This window comes from Kumtagia ephedrae, from assembly GCF_003012745.1.
Classification (GTDB): domain Bacteria; phylum Pseudomonadota; class Alphaproteobacteria; order Rhizobiales; family Rhizobiaceae; genus Kumtagia; species Kumtagia ephedrae.
In genome coordinates this window covers 92,824-110,574 of record NZ_PXYK01000003.1, presented here as the reverse complement: position 1 = coordinate 110,574, position 17,751 = coordinate 92,824, and the positions used below count along the sequence as shown (strand labels likewise).

The window sequence follows — 17,751 nt, the reverse complement described above, 5'->3', positions numbered from 1 at the left end:
AGGGCGATCCACCGCATGGACGCAAGGGCCCGGCGGCACTACCTTCCGGCTGTCATGGACACCGCGCCCACACCGTTCCGACCGCCCGCGCCGACGCCGCGCACGCGGCCGCCTTCCATGCTGGAGATGATCCGCATCATCTACCGCAACCCGCTGGAGCTGTGGGGCGAGCCCTCCTACAACGAGCCGTGGATCGTCGTGAACGGCGTCGGCGGCCCTCTGGTGATCGCCAATGACCCCGGCCTGATCCGCCACGTGCTGGTTGACAACGCGAAGAACTACAAGCTCGCCACCGTACGCCAGAAGGTGCTGCGGCCGATCCTGCGCGACGGCCTGCTGACGGCGGAAGGCCAGGTGTGGAAGCGCTCGCGCAAGGCGATGGCGCCGGTGTTCACGCCGCGCCATATCTTCGGTTTCGCGCAACCGATGCTGCGGCGTACGCTGGCCTTCGCCGAGCGCTACGAGCAGGAGGACGGCACCGTCGACGTCTCCCAGGACATGACGATGCTCACCTTCGACATCATGGCCGAGACGCTGTTCTCCGACGAGATCGCCGGCGAGCCCGGCAGTTTCGGCAACCACATCGAGCATCTGTTCGAGACGATGGGGCGGGTCGACCCGCTCGACATCCTGCGCGCGCCGGACTGGCTGCCGCGCTTCACCCATATCCGCGGCCGCCGCGTCATGGCCTATTTCCGCAAGATCGTCACCGACACGGTGGCAATGCGCATCGAGCGCATGCAGAAGAACCCGAACGACGTGCCCGAGGATTTTTTGACGCTGCTCCTGCGCGCCGAAGGCAAGGACGGCCTGACCCGCCAGGAGGTCGAGGACAACATCATCACCTTCATCGGCGCCGGCCACGAGACGACGGCGAGGGCACTCGGCTGGACGATCTACTGTCTTGCCGAGGCGCCGTGGGAGCGGGCGCCGATCGAGGCCGAGATCGACGCGGTGCTGGAGAGCGAGCCCGACCCGACGAAATGGCTTGAGCGTATGCCGCTGACGCGGGCGGCCTTCGAGGAGACGATGCGGCTCTATCCGCCGGCGCCGTCGATCAACCGCGAGCCGATCGAGCCCGAAACCTACAAGACGCTGAAGATCCCGGCGCGCGCGCAGGTGCTGGTCATGCCCTGGGTTGTGCACCGCCACCGCAAGCTGTGGGACGACCCCAACGCCTTCCTGCCCTCGCGCTTCCATCCGGACAACCGCGAAAAGATCGACCGCTTCCAGTACCTGCCTTTCGGCGCCGGTCCGCGCATCTGCATCGGCGCGGCCTTCGCCATGCAGGAGGCGGTGATCGCGCTCGCGGTGCTCCTGTCGCGCTTCCGCTTCGACAGCGTCGCCGAGACGAAGCCCTGGCCGGTGCAGAAGCTGACGACGCAGCCGCAGGGCGGGCTACCGATGCGGGTGACGCAGCGCTGAGGCGCGACCGCAGGCGCATCGGCATCGATTTGGATGCGCCAACGCGGCGCAGCTGTGCTATCGTCGATGAGCTCTCCAGGGGACGGCGCAATGGCTCTCGAACAGCTCAAGGCCCAGATCGCGCTGCTGATGCAGCAGATGGTGAACCAGCCCGAGGACGCCTACGAGGTGCACGAGCAGGTGCGCGAAAAGCTCACCGAGTACCGCGCGCTCGGCATGCCGCTGCCGCAGGATCTGGTGGATCTGGAGCGGCGGCTGGACGAGGCGGGATATTGAGGCCTACCGCCGCGTGCCGTTGAGCACCATGTCGAACTGCACGACGTTGGAATAGATCGGCGTGCCGACATCCATGCCGTAGGGCGAGCGGTAGATCGACCCGGTGACGTGGAAGGAGATCGAGCCGCCACTCAGCCGGCGCAGCGTCGCGTCGAACTGAGCCTTGCGCGCTTTTCCCCTCGCCGTCAGCACGCCGTCGATCCGCGCCGCATCCTCGCCGATGCGCTTCACCGCGGTCGAGCGGAACGTAATTTCCGGATGGTTCGCCACGTCGAAGACGGCGTCCGAGCGCAGAAAGTTCTCCATGCGCGCCTCATTGGCATGCACGCTTTTGGGATAGAGCGTGATCGTCACGCTCGACTTCGCTATGTCCTGCCCATCGATGCGAAAGGCGCCGCTATAAGCGCCGAAGCTGCCCCTGATGCCGCCGCCGCCCGCCTGGTCGACGCTGAAGCGGATCGACGAGGTCTTGTCGATGCGATAGCGGCCGGCTGCCTCGGAAAGGGCGTCGGCGGAGGCCGGAGGGGCCCAGGCCGCCAGCGAGGCCAGGACGGGCCAGATGGCGGCCGCGGGACGAACTCGAAACAGGTCACGCATCATCGCTCTCCGTCGTGGTTTGCCGACCGGCCAGCCTGCGCGGCGAAAGGATCGGCAGCATTCGCGCAAGCACGTCGTCGCGCAGCAAAAGGTGGTGCCTGAGCGCGGCGCCTGCATGCGCCGCCGCGAGCAGAATGGTCGCCCAGGCGAGAAAGCCGTGCATCTGCCGCCAGAACGCCTCGGCCTGCTCGGACGGCACGAGCGGCAGGTGCGGGATCAGCACCAGCTTGAAGGCAAGCGTGGGGATGCCCAGCGTCGACGTGGAGGCCAATGCCCAGCCGGCGAGCGGGACGGCGACCGTGGCGGCAAGCAACAGAGCCTGCACGATCGCCGCCGACGCTCTTTCGACCGGCGACAGGGCCGGCGACGGCCGTGGCCTGCCGGCTCCCAGATGCCAACCCAAGCGCAGCACGGCCAACCCGAGGATCAGAAAACCGAAGGACTTGTGCCACTGTATCAGCTCGAACTGCAGCGCCATGCCCTTCACCTTGGTCATAGACAGCCCAAGCGCGAACTGGCCGAGGAACAGCAGTGCGATCGTCCAGTGCAGCAGCACGGCAATGGTCCCGAACGTTTCTTTCCTGTCGTGGCGCATATGTCCGAGGGGCGGCTGGCTTCGTTGATGCTAACGGTTCCGCCGACCTGGTTCTTCCGGCGGTCGAGGGTAAACTGGCCCGCAGACCGGACGCCCCTGCCCTCTTTCCGCCGGTGGCCCGGCTGTGGCATAAGCCGCGGCTCACCGCGAAAGCGGGTTTGGAGTTGGACATGACCCTTGCCGGTTTCATCGCCTATAGCGGCGCGCTGGCGCTCGCGGCCGCCATCCCGGGGCCGGGCATCACAGCACTGGTCGCCCGCGCGCTCGGCTCGGGCTTCCGCTCGTCGCTGATCATGTCGCTCGGCCTGGTCGTCGGCGACCTAGTCTACCTGACCGCTGTCGTGCTCGGCCTAGCCCTCGTCGCGCAAACCTTCGGCGCGGTGTTCCTCGTCATCAAGTGGCTGGGCATCGCCTACCTCGCCTGGCTGGCCTGGACCTTCTGGACGAGCGGCATCACGGCAGAGAAGGTGGAAGCGCGCAAGGGCGAAGGCGGCGCGGTCGGCGCTTTCCTGGCCGGGCTGGCAGTCACCCTCGGCAATCCGAAGACCATGGTCTTCTATCTCGCCATTACGCCGACCCTGCTCGACCTGAAGACGATCACGATAGCCGACTATGGCATCCTGGCAGCGCTGACCGTCGTCGTGCTGCTAGTTGTGCTGGTGCCTTATCTGGCGCTGGCCGCGCAGGCGCGCTGGCTGCTGCGCACGCCGCGGGCGCTGAAAGCGCTGAACCGCACAGCCGCCGGCTTCATGGCGGGTGCGGCGCTGGCGATCGCGGCGCGGCAGTAGGCCGGCCCGGTCAACCCGAGGCCGGCCCGGCTTCGATGAAGGACGTGACCACCGACCTGGTGTCGGCGCTGGAGACGACCGGCACGATCTCCATGGTCACGCCCGTTCCGCGCCAGTGCAGAATCCACTGCTGAAACAGCTTCGGATCGTCGCATCGCATGAGTTGGAAGCAACGCGCGAAATTGGCTTCGACCCAACTGTCGACGAACTCCAGGCCGTCGGGAAGGCCGCGCTCGCTCTCGCGAAAGCGCTCGTAGACCGGAACCATGTCGTTGTTGTCGAAGCGCTCGATAACCATGAAGAGCATTCGTTCTCGCTTTCGTCCCTGCCGCCGAAGAGCTTTGCGCCGAAGCCGGTTGCCGCAGCCGTTTTGTTCCGGTCGCGGGTCTCGGCACACGGTCCAATCTCGGCTATCTTCCCCGCCAAAAGCAATCAGGACCTCGATGATGAGCCAGCCGACCACCTCCACGCATGTCCCCGGCCGCGGGCGCATCTTCAACTCCATCACCGAGACGATCGGCGACACTCCGCTGGTCCGCCTCGACAAATTCGCCAGGGAGAAGGGCGTCGGCGCCAATCTTCTCGCCAAGCTGGAGTTCTTCAACCCCATCGCCAGCGTCAAGGACCGCATCGGCGTCGCCATGATCGAGGCGCTGGAGGCAGAAGGCCGCATCACCCCCGGCAGGACCACGCTGATCGAGCCGACCTCGGGCAATACCGGCATCGCCCTCGCCTTCGCAGCCGCCGCCAAGGGCTACAAGCTGATCCTCACCATGCCGGAGACGATGTCGCTGGAGCGCCGCAAGATGCTGGCGCTGCTCGGCGCCGAGCTGGTGCTGACCGAAGGCCCCAAGGGCATGAAGGGCGCCATCGCCAAGGCCGACGAACTGGCCGCCACGCTGCCCGACGCAGTCATCCCGCAGCAGTTCGAGAACCCGGCCAATCCGGAGATCCACCGCACGACGACGGCCGAGGAGATCTGGAACGACACGCAGGGCGGCGTCGACATCCTCATTTCCGGCATCGGCACCGGCGGCACCATCACCGGCGTCGGCCAGGTTATCAAGCAGCGCAAGCCGTCGCTGCATGTGGTGGCGGTCGAGCCGGAGGCCTCGCCGGTGCTTTCGGGCGGCCAGCCGGGGCCGCACAAGATTCAGGGCATCGGCGCCGGCTTCGCGCCGAAAATCCTCGACACGTCGATCTATGACGAGATCGTCACCGTCTCCAACGACGATGCGGTCGCCAATGCGCGGCTGGTTGCAAAACTGGAAGGCGTGCCGGTCGGCATCTCCTCGGGAGCGGCCCTGCAAGCGGCGGTCGTGGTCGGCTCGCGTCCGGAGAATGCCGGCAAGAATATCGTCGTGATCATCCCCTCCTTCGCCGAGCGCTATCTGTCGACGATCCTGTTCGAAGGGCTGGCGGGATAAACCCGCCCCTGACGGGGACACCAAGAGAGCAGGCGACGGCGGTCGCTTCAGAACCGCCCAGAAGCCCGGCGCCGCCGGGCTTCTCACGGTTGGCATCGCGGAAGGACGTCAGACGTCCAGATTCGCCACCGAAAGCGCGTTGTCCTGGATGAATTCGCGGCGCGGCTCGACCTCGTCGCCCATCAGGCGCGAGAACAGCGAGTCGGCGTCGGTGGCGTCGGGGACCTGAACCCGGAGCAGCGACCGCACGTTTGGGTCGAGCGTGGTCTCCCACAACTGCTCGGCATTCATTTCGCCGAGACCTTTGTAGCGCTGCATTGTGAGGCCCTTGCGGCCGGAGCTGAACACGGCGTCGAGCAGCGACAGCGGCCCGGAAATCGTCTCCGACGTCTCCTTGCGGCGCAGTACCGGCGGGGCGGCATAGACCTCGCCGAGACGGCCGGCATGGCGGTCGAGCGCCCGCGCGTCGGCCGAGTTGATCAGCGCCATGTCGAGCGTCACCGCATCCTTGACGCCGCGCAGCATGCGCTCGAACACATAGCCGCCGGAGCCGTCATTGGCGGTGGAGATGCGGCCTGTCCAGCCGCGCTCGATATCCTCGGCGACGGCGTCGAGACGAGCCGCCACGGCGTCCGCCACGGCAGCGGCACGGCCGAGGTCGTCGAATATCTCGGGCTTCAGCGCACCGGCGATCGCCGCCTGCTCGACCACCGGGCGGCTGTAGCGCGTGTGCAGGCCGTTGATCAGACCGCGTACGGCAAGCGCGTCGTCGATGACGGCGCGCAGGTCGCCGCCGGTACGGACCTCACCGGACGACAGCGTCAGCGAGGCCTCTTCGATGCCTGACTGGACCAGAAATTCCTCATAGGCGCTCTCGTCCTTGAGGTATTGCGAGCTCTTGCCGCGCGTCACCTTGTAGAGCGGCGGCTGCGCTATGTAGAGGTGGCCGCGCTCGATCAGCTCCGGCATCTGCCGGAAGAAGAAGGTGAGCAGCAGCGTGCGGATATGGGCGCCGTCGACGTCGGCGTCCGTCATGATGATGATCTTGTGGTAGCGCAGCTTGTCGGCGTTGAACTCGTCCTTGCCGATCGAGGTGCCGAGCGCGGTGATCAGCGTGCCGATCATGTCGGAGGACAGCATGCGGTCGAAACGCGCCCGCTCGACGTTGAGGATTTTTCCGCGCAGCGGCAGGATCGCCTGGTTCTGGCGCGAGCGGCCGCTCTTGGCCGAGCCGCCGGCCGAGTCGCCCTCGACGATGAAGATTTCCGACTTGGCCGGGTCGCGCTCCTGGCAGTCGGCCAGCTTGCCGGGAAGCGAGGTGATGTCGAGGACGCCCTTGCGGCGCGTCAGCTCGCGCGCCTTGCGCGCCGCCTCGCGCGCGGCGGCCGCCTCGACCACTTTTCCGACCAGCACCTTCGCTTCGGAAGGATGCTCCTCCAGCCACGTGCCGAGCGCCTCGTTAACCAGGCTCTCGACCACCGGGCGGACTTCGGACGAAACCAGCTTGTCCTTGGTCTGCGAGGAGAATTTCGGGTCGGGCACCTTCACCGAGAGCACCGCAGTCAGACCCTCACGGCAGTCGTCGCCGGTGAGCGAGACCTTCTCCTTCTTGGCGATACCGGAACCTTCCGCGTAGCCGGTCACCTGCCTGGTCAGCGCGCCGCGGAAGCCCGCGAGATGGGTGCCGCCGTCGCGCTGCGGAATGTTGTTGGTGAAGGCCAGCACGTTCTCGTGGTAGCTGTCGTTCCACCACATGGCGACCTCGACGGCGATGCCGTCGCGCTCGGCGCGGATGGCGATCGGCGAGGCGATCAGCGGCTTCTTGGCGCGGTCGAGATATTTGACGAACTCTTCGAGGCCGCCTTCGTAGCGCAGCTCGATCTGCTTGACGTCGGCGTGGCGGCGGTCGGTCAGCACGATGCGTACGCCGGAGTTCAGGAAGGCGAGCTCGCGCAGCCGGTGCTCCAGCGTGCCGTAGTCGAACTCGACCATGGAGAAGGTTCCGGTCGAGGGCAGGAAGGTCACTTCCGTGCCGGTCTCGGCGCCGGCCCCGCCAGTGACCGCCAGCGGCGCGTCGGGCACACCGTGGGTGAAGCTCATCTCGTGGATCTCGCCCTTGCGGCGTATCTTGAGCCTGAGCCACACCGACAGCGCGTTGACCACCGAGACGCCGACGCCATGCAGGCCGCCCGACACCTTGTAGGAGTTCTGGTCGAACTTCCCGCCGGCATGAAGCTGCGTCATGATCACCTCGGCCGCCGAGACGCCTTCCGAGGGATGCAGGTCGGTCGGGATGCCGCGGCCGTTGTCGGTGACGGTGCAGGAGCCGTCGGGATTGAGCGTGACAGTCACGAGCGTGGCGTGGCCGGCCAGCGCCTCGTCGATCGCGTTGTCCACCACCTCGTAGACCATGTGGTGCAGGCCCGAGCCGTCGTCGGTATCGCCGATATACATGCCCGGCCGCTTGCGCACAGCGTCCAGGCCCTTCAGGACCTTGATGGAATCCGCCCCGTACTCGGCGGCGCCGCCGTTGCCGTTCTCGGTCTCGTCGTTCATGAAGAGCTTTCGTGTCTATGTCTTCGGAAGGCGCGGACAATCACCCGATTCGCGTGCCGCAGAGATGAGTTAGATATAGGCGTTCGTGGCCCTTTTTCCAAATCCGCCGTCAGGTGGAAAACCGGCGCCGGAGTACCGTCATTTTCGCGCGTTGTCGAGTTTTGGCCATCCCGACGGGCCGACCATGCGGAGCGGGCATCTGCCCATGCCACTGCGGCGCGGTCATGGCTCATGGCCGGCCGGGGGCAGGGATATCCGGGGAAATGCTTTGCGCGGCGGCGCAGGCGGCGGTACAAGCCGCGAACGAATCCGTGAGTTCCAGGAGTCCCGATGCGCTCGTCCAAGCGACAGTTCGACGAAATGCGTCCGATCTCCTTCGAGCGCAACGTCTCCAAGCATGCCGAGGGCTCGTGCCTGGTCAAGTTCGGCGACACTCATGTCTTGTGCACGGCGAGCCTCGAGGAGAAGGTGCCCGGCTGGATGCGCAACAGCGGCCGCGGCTGGGTGACGGCCGAATACGGGATGCTGCCGCGCGCCACCGGCGACCGCACCCGCCGCGAGGCCTCGACCGGCAAGCAGGGCGGCCGCACGCTGGAGATCCAGCGGCTGATCGGCCGCAGCCTGCGCGCCGTCGTCGACCTGCAGGCGCTGGGCGAGATGCAGATCACCGTCGACTGCGACGTGCTGCAGGCCGACGGCGGCACGCGCACCGCCTCCATCACCGGCGGCTGGGTGGCGCTCTACGACTGCCTGCGCTGGATGGAGGCGCGCCAGATGACCACCGTCTCCAAGGTGCTCAGGGACCACGTCGCCGCCATCTCCTGCGGCATTTACGAGGGCCAGCCGGTGCTCGACCTCGACTATCTCGAGGATTCCTCCGCCGGCACCGACGCCAATTTCGTCATGACCGGCAAGGGCGGCATCGTCGAGATCCAGGGCACGGCCGAAGGCGTTCCCTTCAGCGAGGAGGAGTTTTCGGCGCTGATGGCGCTCGCCCGCAAGGGCATTTCCCGGCTGGTGAGCCTGCAGCAGATGGCGGTCTCATGACCCCCTCGGCAATCCTCGAATCGGCGCTCTACGTCACCGACCTCGAGGCGGCGGAGGCCTTCTATGGCGGCGTGCTCGGCCTGCCGGTGATCGCCAAGGTCGAGGACAGGCATGTGTTCTTCCGCTGCGGTACCGGCGTGCTGCTTCTGTTCGTCGCCGAGGCGACGAAGGTGCCGCCCGCGCCGGACGCCAAGCTGCCGGTGCCGCCGCATGGCACCGTCGGAGAGGGCCATCTCTGCTTTGCAGCGGCCGGCGACGAGATCGACCGCTGGAAGCGGCATCTCGAAGGCCGCGGCGTCGCGGTCGAGACCGAGTTCGAATGGCCGAGCGGCGGCCGATCGATCTATTTTCGCGATCCGTCCGGCAATTCGCTGGAATTCGCCGAACCGAAGATATGGGGGCTGTGATGCGCCAGCTCACGGAAAGAAAGCTCGTGGTCGCCAGCCACAACGGTGGCAAGCTGCGCGAGTTCGCCGACCTGATGGGACCTTTCGGCATCGAGGCGAAATCGGCCAAGGAGTACGGCCTGCCCGAGCCGGACGAGACCGGCACCACCTTCGAGGAAAACGCCTACATAAAAGCCTTCGCGGCGGCCAAGGCGACCGGTCTGCCGGCACTGTCGGACGATTCCGGTCTGTGCATCGACGCGCTCGGCGGCCAGCCAGGGGTCTATACCGCCAACTGGGCCGAGACGCCGGAAGGCGGCCGCGACTTCGGCATCGCCATGCAGCGCGCCGAGGTCGCCATGCAGGAGGTCGGCGCGGTCGAGCCGGCGCAGCGCACCGGCCGCTTCGTCGCGGTGATCTGCATCGCCTGGCCGGACGGCCACGCCGAATATTTCCGCGGCGAGGCGGCGGGCCATCTCGTCTGGCCACCGCGCGGCGACAAGGGATTCGGCTACGACCCGGTGTTCATGCCGGACGGCCATGATCTCACTTTCGGCGAGATGAGCGCTGAACAAAAGCACGGCTGGAAGCCGGGGCAGGCCGAAGCCCTGTCGCACCGGGCGCGCGCCTTCCAGAAGTTCGCCCGTGCCATGCTGGGATCGGCCTGACCGGTATGCCGCTCGCTGGAGAGCCCGGTTTCGGCGTCTACGTCCATTGGCCCTTCTGCGCGGCCAAATGCCCTTATTGCGACTTCAACAGCCATGTCCGCCACCAGCCGGTCGACCAGCCGCGCTTCGCAGCGGCGTTCGAGCGCGAGATGGCGGCGATGCGCGCCCGCACCGGTTCGCGCACCGTCACCAGCATCTTCCTCGGCGGTGGCACGCCGTCGCTGATGCGGCCGGAAACGGTTGGCGCCGTGCTGGAAGCGGTGGCAAGGCACTGGAGCGTGCCGGACGGCATCGAGATCACGCTCGAGGCCAATCCCTCCTCGGTCGAGGCGGAACGCTTCCGCGGTTACCGCGCCACCGGCGTCAACCGCGTGTCGCTCGGCGTGCAGGCGCTGAACGACGCCGACCTGCGCTTCCTCGGCCGGCTGCATGATGTCGAGGAGGCGCTGAAGGCGATCGGACTGGCCCGCGACATCTTTCCGAGGCTCTCCTTCGACCTGATCTATGCCCGGCCGGGACAGACGCTCGCCGCCTGGGAGGCGGAGCTCGAACAGGCGATCGGCTATGCGGCCGACCACCTCTCTCTCTACCAGCTCACCATCGAGGAAGGCACGCGCTTCCATGCGCTGCATGCGGCAGGCAAGATCGCCGTTCCGGACGGCGACCATGCCGCCGACCTCTACGACCTGACGCAGGCGGTGACCGCAGCGCGCGGCCTGCCGGCCTACGAGATCTCCAACCACGCGCGGCCCGGTGCCGAGAGCCGGCACAACCTCGTCTACTGGCGCTACGGCGAATATGTCGGCATCGGGCCCGGCGCGCATGGCCGTTTCGTCGAGGAAGGCCGCCGCGTCGTCACCGTCACCGAAAAGACTCCGGAAACCTGGCTGAACCTGGTCGAGGCGAAGGGGCACGGCATTGTCGACGGCGAGATATTGAGCCGCTCCGAGGAAGCCGACGAGTTTTTGCTGATGGGTCTGCGGCTGGCCGAGGGGATCGAACTCGACCGCTACGAACACCTCTCCGGGCAGGAGCTGTCACGCGAACGCCTGGCGGTTCTGCAGGGCGAGGGATTGGTGGCGCCGATCGGCAATTCGCGCCTGCGCGTCACGCCCGCCGGCATGGTGGTGCTCAACGCCGTGGTGGCCGATCTGGCGCGGTAGGTCCGTACCGCGGTGCAACTTTCGTTCCCGGCGCTAGATTTCGTCAGGGGGACGGGAAATGACCAGGGACGAATGGCGAGCACGTGCGCGTGACTTCGAACGAAGCGCGTCCGTTCTACTGGTGAATGGCCAATACGGGTAGCTTACCACCTTGCCGGTCTGGCGGTCGAATGCGCGTTGAAGGCCAAGATAGCGACGCTGTTCCGGAAAAATGATGTCCCCGAGAAGAACCTGATCGACGACTTCTATCGGAATGGCCATGTCCTGACGGTACTGATCAGGCTAGCCGGATTGCAGGCAGTTCTCGCTGCGGAGGAGGCTGCCTCTGCGGGGTTTCGGGGCAAACTGGGCCACTGTCTGCAGCCTGGAACGTCCATTCGCGGTATTTTGCTTGGACCCAGTTGGAAGCAACAAATATGATAAATGCGGTCTCATGGCGCGGAACAGGAGTGCTCCCATGGATAAGACGCCACTGGTAGGACCGGATTTCATTGCAGGGCGGGAACTGACTGAAGCGCTGGAAAGGGCAGGAATTCCGATCGCGTTCGCGGGCTGGCTGAATTTGCGGGAGACGTTTGATTGGCAGCTTTTTATCGCTTCACCTGATGTGCAGACTTATGGCCCAACAACCATCATTCGGTTTGTCGATACGATTCTTGCTGCGATGAAATCCCCCCTCTCGCTGGGAACGGTCCGGATCGTCAATACATCCAATCACTTCGTCAACAGAATTCCGGATTCGTTCGGGACTTCAGAGATCACTTCAAATCCAACGCGAATCGTCGGGTTGGCTTTCGACGATGGGGATATCGTCGAAGGTTTTGTCTACAAGATAAACAAGAAGGCGAAGGCTTCTAGAAGCGAACCTCGGGCAAATGCCGCCGTGCTCAAGCGCGCGAAATCGCTTGCCGCCTGAGAACCCCAAGCCGAGGACGAGGACTTCATGACAGCCTCCTGGCAGTTCTGGGCGGTCCTCTCGGCCGTCTTCGCGGCACTCACCGCCATCTTCGCCAAGGTCGGCGTGAGCGGCGTCAATCCCGACTATGCGACGCTGGTGCGCACCATCGTCATCCTGCTGCTGGTGGCCGGAATCGTGGCTGTCACCGGGCAGTGGCAGCCGCCGGCGACGGTAGGGGGGCGCACCTGGCTGTTCCTGGTGCTTTCCGGGCTGGCGACGGGCGCCTCGTGGCTCTGCTATTTCCGCGCACTGAAGCTCGGCGACGCCGCCAGAGTCGCGCCGCTCGACAAGCTAAGCGTCGTTCTGGTCGCGGTCTTCGCGGCGGCCTTTCTCGGCGAGCGCCTCACCCTTGCCAACTGGCTTGGCGTTCTTCTGATCGCCGGCGGCGCGGTTCTTTTGGCCTACCGCGCCTGAGCGACGGGCGGCGTTTTCGATCCGGCCGATCAGTCCGTCGAAACGCAGCGGCACCGGATCAGCGGCCTTTCTTCTCGGCGGCGATGGCGCGGGCAAGCCGCTCGCGGCACGCCTCCAGCCGGGCCTTCACGTCGGCCGAGGAAATTGCCGTCTTCTCGCCCGGCACGGCGTCGGCCTGCTTGCGCACAGCCTGCGTTTTCGCCTGCTTGCCGCCGGCATAGTAGGGAGCAAAAGCGTCCTGGATCTGCAGCGAATCCATCACATCCTCCTCAGGCCGCCGTCAACGCGCGTGGGAAGACTTCGTTCCGCCACCTCGGCAAAATTGCGGCGGCGAAGGAGTTTCTTTGCCAATTGCCGGCGCGGCATGGCACAAGGCCCCGGAATGGAGTCTCCGGCGTGAAGGACAGTCTCGACAAGCGCGTCTTCGTCGTCGGCCAGACCGAGATTCCGGCGCGGCCGCTGGAGCCGGCGCTCTATCTGGTTGCCACCCCGATCGGCAATCTCGGCGACATCACGCTGCGGGCTCTGGAGACGCTGGCGGCTGCGGACGTGCTCGCCTGCGAGGATACGCGGGTCACCCGCGTCCTGCTCGAGCGCTACGGCATGCGCAGGCGCACCACCGCCTATCACGAGCACAACGCCGCCGAGGCTGGGCCGCGCCTGCTCGAGGCGCTGGCCGCCGGCAGTAGCGTCGCGCTGGTCTCGGATGCAGGCACGCCGCTGGTCTCCGATCCGGGCTTCCGGCTGGTCGGGGAGGCGCTGAAGGCGGGGGTCCGCGTCGTCCCCATTCCCGGCCCGTCGGCGGTGCTGGCCGCGCTGACGGCGTCCGGCCTGCCCTCCGACACCTTCCTGTTCGCCGGTTTCCTGCCGGTCAAGGACGGTCAGCGCCGTACGCGGCTGGAGGAGTTGAAGGCGGTCCCGGCGACGCTGGTCTTCTTCGAATCGCCGCGCAGGCTGGCCGATACGCTGGCTGCGATGGCCGAGGTGCTGGGGGACCGCGCCGCAGCGGTCGGCCGCGAGCTGACCAAGACGTTCGAAGAGATGCGTACCGGCAGCCTGCCGGAGCTGGCGGAAAATTATGCGGCCGCCGACACGCCGAAAGGCGAGATCGTGGTGTGTGTCGGCCCGCCCGCCGAGCGGGAAGCTGCCGATGCGGGAGAGGTCGACCGGCTGCTGCTGGCGCTCGCCGCCGAAATGCCGGCCTCCAAGGCCGCCGCCGAGGCGGCGCGCATGACCGGCGCCCGCAAGCCCGACCTCTACCGCCGGCTGATGGAACTCAGGGCGGATGCGGAGGGATGAGGCCCGCTTTCGGCTGAAGGCCTACCGACGCGGGCACCGCGGCGAGTGGCTGGCGGCGCTCGCGCTGATGGCGAAGGGGTTCCGCATCGTCGCGCGCCGTTACCGCACCAAGCTCGGCGAGATCGACCTGATCGCCAGGCGCGGCGACCTCGTGCTGATCGTCGAGGTCAAGGCGCGGCCGACGCTGATCGAGGCCATGGATGCGCTTTCGCGCGAGTCGGAGCGCCGCATCGAGGGCGCCGCCGACCTGTGGCTCTCCAGGCAGCGCGATTTCGGCCGCCTGTCGATCCGTTTCGACATGGTGGCGGTGCTGCCGTGGCGCTGGCCGGTGCATGTGGAAAACGTGTTCTTCGGCAGGAACTAGTTTCGCAAAAAACGCCGCTTGCGCGCACTTCGCCAACCAATCACTCTTGTCTCCTGCACAGCCAGAGGGAGCAAGAACCATGTGCCATCATTGCGTCATCGACGCCGTCAAATCCGACATGCTGAGCCGCCGCAGCTTCTTCAGGGGCGGGCTGGCCGCGGCAGCGGGCGCCGCGCTTGCCGTCGCCGCCCCGCCGGCGCCATTGTTCGCAGCCGAGACCCCGACCAAGGCCGAGGATCTTACGCACGAACTGTACGACACCTTCCCGACCTATTTCGGCGGACAGCAGCTTTTCTATGACAAGAAGTTCGACTTCGCGAAGGACACCTTCAACCTCTATGAACTGCGCGTGAGCGAGCATACCGGCACGCATATCGACGCGCCGCTGCATTTCACCGCCGACGGCAAGTCGGTCGCAGAACTGCCTGTGGAGGACCTGATCGCGCCGCTGGTGGTGATCGACATCGCCGCCAAGGCGGCCGAGAACGCGGATGCGCAAGTGACCCCCGACGACATCAAGGCCTGGGTCGACAAGAACGGCGATCTGCCGGCCGGTGCGGTCGTGGCCATGCATTCCGGCTGGGGTGCGCATCTCGGCACCGAAAAATTCCGCAACGCCAGCGCCGACGGCAAGAGCCTGCATTTCCCCGGCTTCCATGTCGAGGCGGCGCAGTATCTGATCGAGCAGCCGTCGATCAAAGCGATCGCGGTGGACACGCTGTCGCTCGATTTCGGCGCCTCGCCGGACTTCATCGTCCACAAGACCTGGCTGTCGTCCGGCCGCTACGGCATCGAGGGCGTCGCCAATCTCGGCAATGTTCCGGCCAAGGGTGCGACCATCGTCGTCGGTGCGCCGAAGGTGCGCGGCGGCACCGGCGGTCCGGCACGGATTTTCGCGCTGGTTTGAGAGGAAAATAGCCCCTCCCGGCAGAGATCCGCGCGCAAGGAGAAGCGGCCCGCGGGCCTGGTGGGCGGCCGAACCTCTCGCCGTTCCCGGCCCGCGGGACGGAGCGTCGCAGTGGCGCAACGCCGCAAGGACTGCACCCTCCCGGCCGAATAGGCTATGGTGCAGCAACCAAAGCGAGAGGACCTGCCGTGACCCACCGGCCGAGGACCATAGCCGCTCGATCGAGGTATTCATCCGTACAGGCGACGGCCGGACTCGACCCAGCGCGATCCGGCCGGGCCGGCTTCGTGGGAGGCGCGGCATGTTCGGCCTGACGGCACTGGAATTGGCGCGCATCCAGTTCGGCTTCACCATCTCCTTCCACATCATATTCCCGGCCATCACCATCGGGCTGGCGAGCTACCTCGCCGTGCTGGAAGGCCTTTGGCTGTGGAAGCGCGACACGGTCTACCGCGACCTCTACCATTTCTGGTCGAAGATCTTTGCCGTCAACTTCGCCATGGGCGTGGTCTCGGGCCTCGTCATGGCGTACCAGTTCGGCACCAACTGGAGCTATTTCTCGGCCTTCGCCGGCAGTGTCACCGGTCCGCTGCTCGCCTATGAGGTGCTGACCGCCTTCTTCCTCGAGGCAGGCTTCCTCGGGGTCATGCTGTTCGGCTGGAACCGCGTCGGGCCGGGGCTGCACTTCTTTTCCACCATCATGGTGGCCCTGGGCACGCTGATCTCGGCCACCTGGATCCTCGCCTCCAACAGTTGGATGCAGACGCCGCAGGGTTTCGAGATCGTCGACGGCATCGTGGTGCCGGTGAACTGGTTCGAGGTGATCTTCAACCCCTCCTTCCCCTATCGCCTCGCCCACATGACCATCGCCGCCTATCTGTCGACGGCGCTGTTTGTCGGCGCTTCGGCCGCATGGCATCTGCTGCGCGGCAACGACAACGACCGCGTTCGCACTATGCTGTCGATGGCGATGTGGATGCTGCTGGTCACAGCGCCGATCCAGGTCGTCGTCGGCGACCTGCACGGCCTCAACACCCTGGAGCACCAGCCGGCCAAGATCGCGGCGCTGGAAGGCCATTGGGAGAACAAGCCGGGCGAGGCCGTGCCGCTCAACCTGTTCGGCTGGCCCGACATGGAGGCCGAGACGACGCGCTTCGCTGTGCAGGTGCCGCATCTCGGCAGCCTGATCCTGACCCATAGCTGGGACGGCCAGGTTCCCGCCTTGAAGGACTTCCCGCCCGAGGACCGGCCCAACTCCACCATCGTCTTCTGGACCTTCCGCATCATGGTCGGCATGGGCCTGCTGATGCTTTTGCTCGGCGGCTGGGCGCTATTGCAGCGCTGGCGCGGCGTCCTGTACCGGTCGCGGCCCTTCCTGCATTTCGCCACCTGGATGGGCCCGGCCGGGCTGATCGCCATCCTCGCCGGCTGGTACACGACCGAGATCGGCCGCCAGCCCTGGATCGTCTACGGCGTTATGCGCACCCGAGATGCGGTGTCCAATCATTCGGCGCTCACCATGAGCGTCACCCTCGTCATCTTCGTGGTCGCCTATCTTTTCATATTCGGCATCGGCACGCGCTACATGCTGAAGCTGGTCGGCAAGGGACCCGAGACCGGCGAGGACGAGCCGACCGGCGGCAGCAGCAGCGCCGCGCGGCCCGCCCGCCCGCTTTCTGCCGCGCCCGACCATCCCGACGCGACCGAACAGGCGAGGAGCTAGATCATGGGCATCGATCTTCCGGTGATCTGGGCCGTCATCATCGGCTTCGGCCTGATGATGTATGTCGTCATGGACGGGTTCGATCTCGGCATCGGCATCCTGTTCCCGTTCGTCGGCGAGCGCGACGACCGCGACGTCATGGTCAACACCGTGGCGCCGGTCTGGGACGGCAACGAGACCTGGCTCGTGCTGGGCGGCGCCGGGCTGCTGGCGGCGTTCCCCCTGGCCTATTCGGTGATCCTCAGCGCGCTCTATCTGCCTCTGGTGCTGATGCTGCTCGGGCTTATCTGGCGCGGCGTCGCCTTCGAGTTCCGCTTCAAGGCCGACGAGCACCACAAGCGCTACTGGGACTGGGCCTTCGCCGGCGGCTCCTATCTCGCCACCTTCTTCCAGGGCGTATCGCTCGGTGCCTTTCTCAACGGCTTTCCGATGCAGAACGGCGCCTATGCGGGCGGCGCGCTCGACTGGATCACGCCCTTCGGCCTGTTCACCGGACTGGGACTGCTGGTCGCCTATGCGCTGCTCGGCTGCACCTGGCTGATCATCAAGACCGAGGGGGCGCTGCATGAGCGCATGGTGGCGCTGGCGCGGCCGATCACCATCGCGCTGGTCGTCGTCATCGGCCTGGTCAGCCTGTGGACGCCGCTCGCCCATCCCGCGATCGCCGAGCGCTGGTTCACCTTCCCCAACATCGTCTTCTTCTCGCCGGTGCCGATCCTGGTGCTGGCCAGCGCCTGGGCCATCCTCCACAGCCTCGGCCGGACGCCGCATGTCGCACCCTTCGTGCTGGCGCTGTTCCTGCTGTTCCTCGGCTACAGCGGGCTCGCCATCAGCCTTTGGCCCAACATCATCCCGCCCGAAGTTTCCATTCGGGAGGCCGCGGCGCCGCCGCAGAGCATGGGCTTCGCGCTGGTCGGGGCACTGTTCATCATCCCGATCATCCTCGCCTACACCGCCTGGTCCTATTACGTCTTCCGCGGCAAGGTGAAGGCCGGCGAAGGCTACCACTGATGGCAGCCCCCTCGCCTGCGCCGGATTCCTGGCTGAAGCGGATCGGCTGGCTGGTGCTGATCTGGACGGCGAGCGTGCTGGCGCTCGGGCTGGTGGCGCTCGCCTTCCGCCTGATCATGAATCTTGCGGGGCTGACAGTATAAGGGT

21 protein-coding genes are annotated in these 17,751 nt (G+C 66.3%); 16 read left to right on the top strand and 5 right to left on the bottom strand.

All coding sequences use genetic code 11. From position 1 onward, the window contains the following. Window positions 1-54 precede the first annotated feature (54 nt). A complete protein-coding gene (locus C7I84_RS03765) occupies window positions 55-1,425 on the top strand; it encodes a cytochrome P450 (protein WP_106770823.1) in 1,371 nt (456 codons plus the stop codon). Between the two features lie 90 nt (window positions 1,426-1,515). Further along, on the top strand, window positions 1,516-1,701 hold the full coding sequence (locus tag C7I84_RS03760; protein WP_106770822.1) for a hypothetical protein: 186 nt from the start codon (window positions 1,516-1,518) through the stop codon (window positions 1,699-1,701). Window positions 1,702-1,704: 3 nt separating this feature from the next. Here C7I84_RS03760 and C7I84_RS03755 read toward each other — a convergent pair whose 3' ends face one another. Both C7I84_RS03755 and C7I84_RS03750 read right to left on the bottom strand, forming a co-directional pair. Next, the gene (locus C7I84_RS03755; RefSeq protein WP_165815973.1) at window positions 1,705-2,298 is read right to left on the bottom strand and encodes a YceI family protein; all 594 of its coding nucleotides are present in this window, start codon (window positions 2,296-2,298) and stop codon (window positions 1,705-1,707) included. After that, window positions 2,291-2,893 (bottom strand): cytochrome b, encoded by a 603-nt coding sequence (locus tag C7I84_RS03750; RefSeq protein ID WP_106770820.1) that lies wholly within the window; start codon window positions 2,891-2,893, stop codon window positions 2,291-2,293. The genes C7I84_RS03755 and C7I84_RS03750 overlap by 8 nt, the downstream gene beginning before the upstream one ends. 170 nt (window positions 2,894-3,063) lie before the next feature. On the opposite strand from C7I84_RS03750, the gene C7I84_RS03745 reads away from it, so the two are divergent. Next, the gene (locus tag C7I84_RS03745; RefSeq protein ID WP_106770819.1) at window positions 3,064-3,681 is read left to right on the top strand and encodes a LysE family translocator; all 618 of its coding nucleotides are present in this window, start codon (window positions 3,064-3,066) and stop codon (window positions 3,679-3,681) included. Between the two features lie 10 nt (window positions 3,682-3,691). Here the strand turns inward: C7I84_RS03745 and C7I84_RS03740 are convergent, their stop codons facing one another. Continuing rightward, window positions 3,692-3,988 (bottom strand): DUF3303 domain-containing protein, encoded by a 297-nt coding sequence (locus C7I84_RS03740; protein ID WP_106770818.1) that lies wholly within the window; start codon window positions 3,986-3,988, stop codon window positions 3,692-3,694. Between the two features lie 139 nt (window positions 3,989-4,127). Here C7I84_RS03740 and cysK point away from each other — a divergent pair, with 139 nt between their 5' ends. Then, window positions 4,128-5,108, top strand: coding sequence for a cysteine synthase A (gene cysK, locus C7I84_RS03735; RefSeq protein ID WP_106770976.1), 981 nt, complete (start codon window positions 4,128-4,130; stop codon window positions 5,106-5,108). A gap of 108 nt (window positions 5,109-5,216) precedes the next feature. Here the strand turns inward: cysK and gyrB are convergent, their stop codons facing one another. After that, entirely contained in the window at window positions 5,217-7,664 is a 2,448-nt protein-coding gene (gene gyrB, locus C7I84_RS03730; RefSeq protein ID WP_106770817.1) for a DNA topoisomerase (ATP-hydrolyzing) subunit B, read from the bottom strand. A 330-nt stretch (window positions 7,665-7,994) separates the two neighbouring features. Between gyrB and rph the strand changes: the two genes are divergently transcribed. From rph to C7I84_RS03700, 6 genes are all read left to right on the top strand, one after another. Then, a complete protein-coding gene (rph, locus tag C7I84_RS03725) occupies window positions 7,995-8,711 on the top strand; it encodes a ribonuclease PH (protein WP_106770816.1) in 717 nt (238 codons plus the stop codon). After that, complete coding sequence (locus tag C7I84_RS03720; protein ID WP_106770815.1) at window positions 8,708-9,118, top strand: VOC family protein; 411 nt, start codon at window positions 8,708-8,710, stop codon at window positions 9,116-9,118. Before rph ends, C7I84_RS03720 begins: the two co-directional genes overlap by 4 nt. Then, complete coding sequence (gene rdgB, locus C7I84_RS03715; RefSeq protein ID WP_106770814.1) at window positions 9,118-9,765, top strand: RdgB/HAM1 family non-canonical purine NTP pyrophosphatase; 648 nt, start codon at window positions 9,118-9,120, stop codon at window positions 9,763-9,765. The genes C7I84_RS03720 and rdgB overlap by 1 nt, the downstream gene beginning before the upstream one ends. Before the next feature lie 5 nt (window positions 9,766-9,770). Next, window positions 9,771-10,928, top strand: a complete 1,158-nt coding sequence (gene hemW, locus C7I84_RS03710; protein WP_106770813.1) for a radical SAM family heme chaperone HemW — start codon at window positions 9,771-9,773, stop codon at window positions 10,926-10,928. 457 nt (window positions 10,929-11,385) lie between these two features. Beyond that, window positions 11,386-11,844, top strand: coding sequence for a hypothetical protein (locus C7I84_RS03705; protein WP_106770812.1), 459 nt, complete (start codon window positions 11,386-11,388; stop codon window positions 11,842-11,844). A 27-nt stretch (window positions 11,845-11,871) separates the two neighbouring features. Beyond that, window positions 11,872-12,300 carry an EamA family transporter gene (locus C7I84_RS03700; protein ID WP_106770811.1) on the top strand — a complete coding sequence of 143 codons (429 nt, stop codon included), beginning with the start codon at window positions 11,872-11,874 and terminating at the stop codon, window positions 12,298-12,300. A 58-nt stretch (window positions 12,301-12,358) separates the two neighbouring features. Here the strand turns inward: C7I84_RS03700 and C7I84_RS03695 are convergent, their stop codons facing one another. After that, window positions 12,359-12,559, bottom strand: coding sequence for a hypothetical protein (locus C7I84_RS03695; protein WP_106770810.1), 201 nt, complete (start codon window positions 12,557-12,559; stop codon window positions 12,359-12,361). A gap of 137 nt (window positions 12,560-12,696) precedes the next feature. Here C7I84_RS03695 and rsmI point away from each other — a divergent pair, with 137 nt between their 5' ends. The 6 genes from rsmI to C7I84_RS03665 all read left to right on the top strand — a co-directional run bounded on the left by rsmI (window position 12,697) and on the right by C7I84_RS03665 (window position 17,747). Further along, window positions 12,697-13,599: a 16S rRNA (cytidine(1402)-2'-O)-methyltransferase gene (gene rsmI / locus C7I84_RS03690; RefSeq protein ID WP_106770809.1), complete on the top strand. Its 903-nt coding sequence runs from the start codon at window positions 12,697-12,699 to the stop codon at window positions 13,597-13,599. Next, on the top strand, window positions 13,586-13,963 hold the full coding sequence (locus tag C7I84_RS03685) for a YraN family protein (RefSeq protein WP_106770808.1): 378 nt from the start codon (window positions 13,586-13,588) through the stop codon (window positions 13,961-13,963). Before rsmI ends, C7I84_RS03685 begins: the two co-directional genes overlap by 14 nt. A 79-nt stretch (window positions 13,964-14,042) precedes the next feature. Then, window positions 14,043-14,870 carry a cyclase family protein gene (locus C7I84_RS03680; RefSeq protein ID WP_106770807.1) on the top strand — a complete coding sequence of 276 codons (828 nt, stop codon included), beginning with the start codon at window positions 14,043-14,045 and terminating at the stop codon, window positions 14,868-14,870. Window positions 14,871-15,171: 301 nt separating this feature from the next. Then, window positions 15,172-16,593 (top strand): cytochrome ubiquinol oxidase subunit I, encoded by a 1,422-nt coding sequence (locus C7I84_RS03675; protein ID WP_106770806.1) that lies wholly within the window; start codon window positions 15,172-15,174, stop codon window positions 16,591-16,593. Between the two features lie 3 nt (window positions 16,594-16,596). Continuing rightward, entirely contained in the window at window positions 16,597-17,604 is a 1,008-nt protein-coding gene (gene cydB, locus C7I84_RS03670; RefSeq protein ID WP_106770805.1) for a cytochrome d ubiquinol oxidase subunit II, read from the top strand. After that, entirely contained in the window at window positions 17,604-17,747 is a 144-nt protein-coding gene (locus C7I84_RS03665; RefSeq protein WP_106770804.1) for a DUF2474 domain-containing protein, read from the top strand. The genes cydB and C7I84_RS03665 overlap by 1 nt, the downstream gene beginning before the upstream one ends. The last annotated feature ends 4 nt before the right edge of the window (window positions 17,748-17,751 follow it).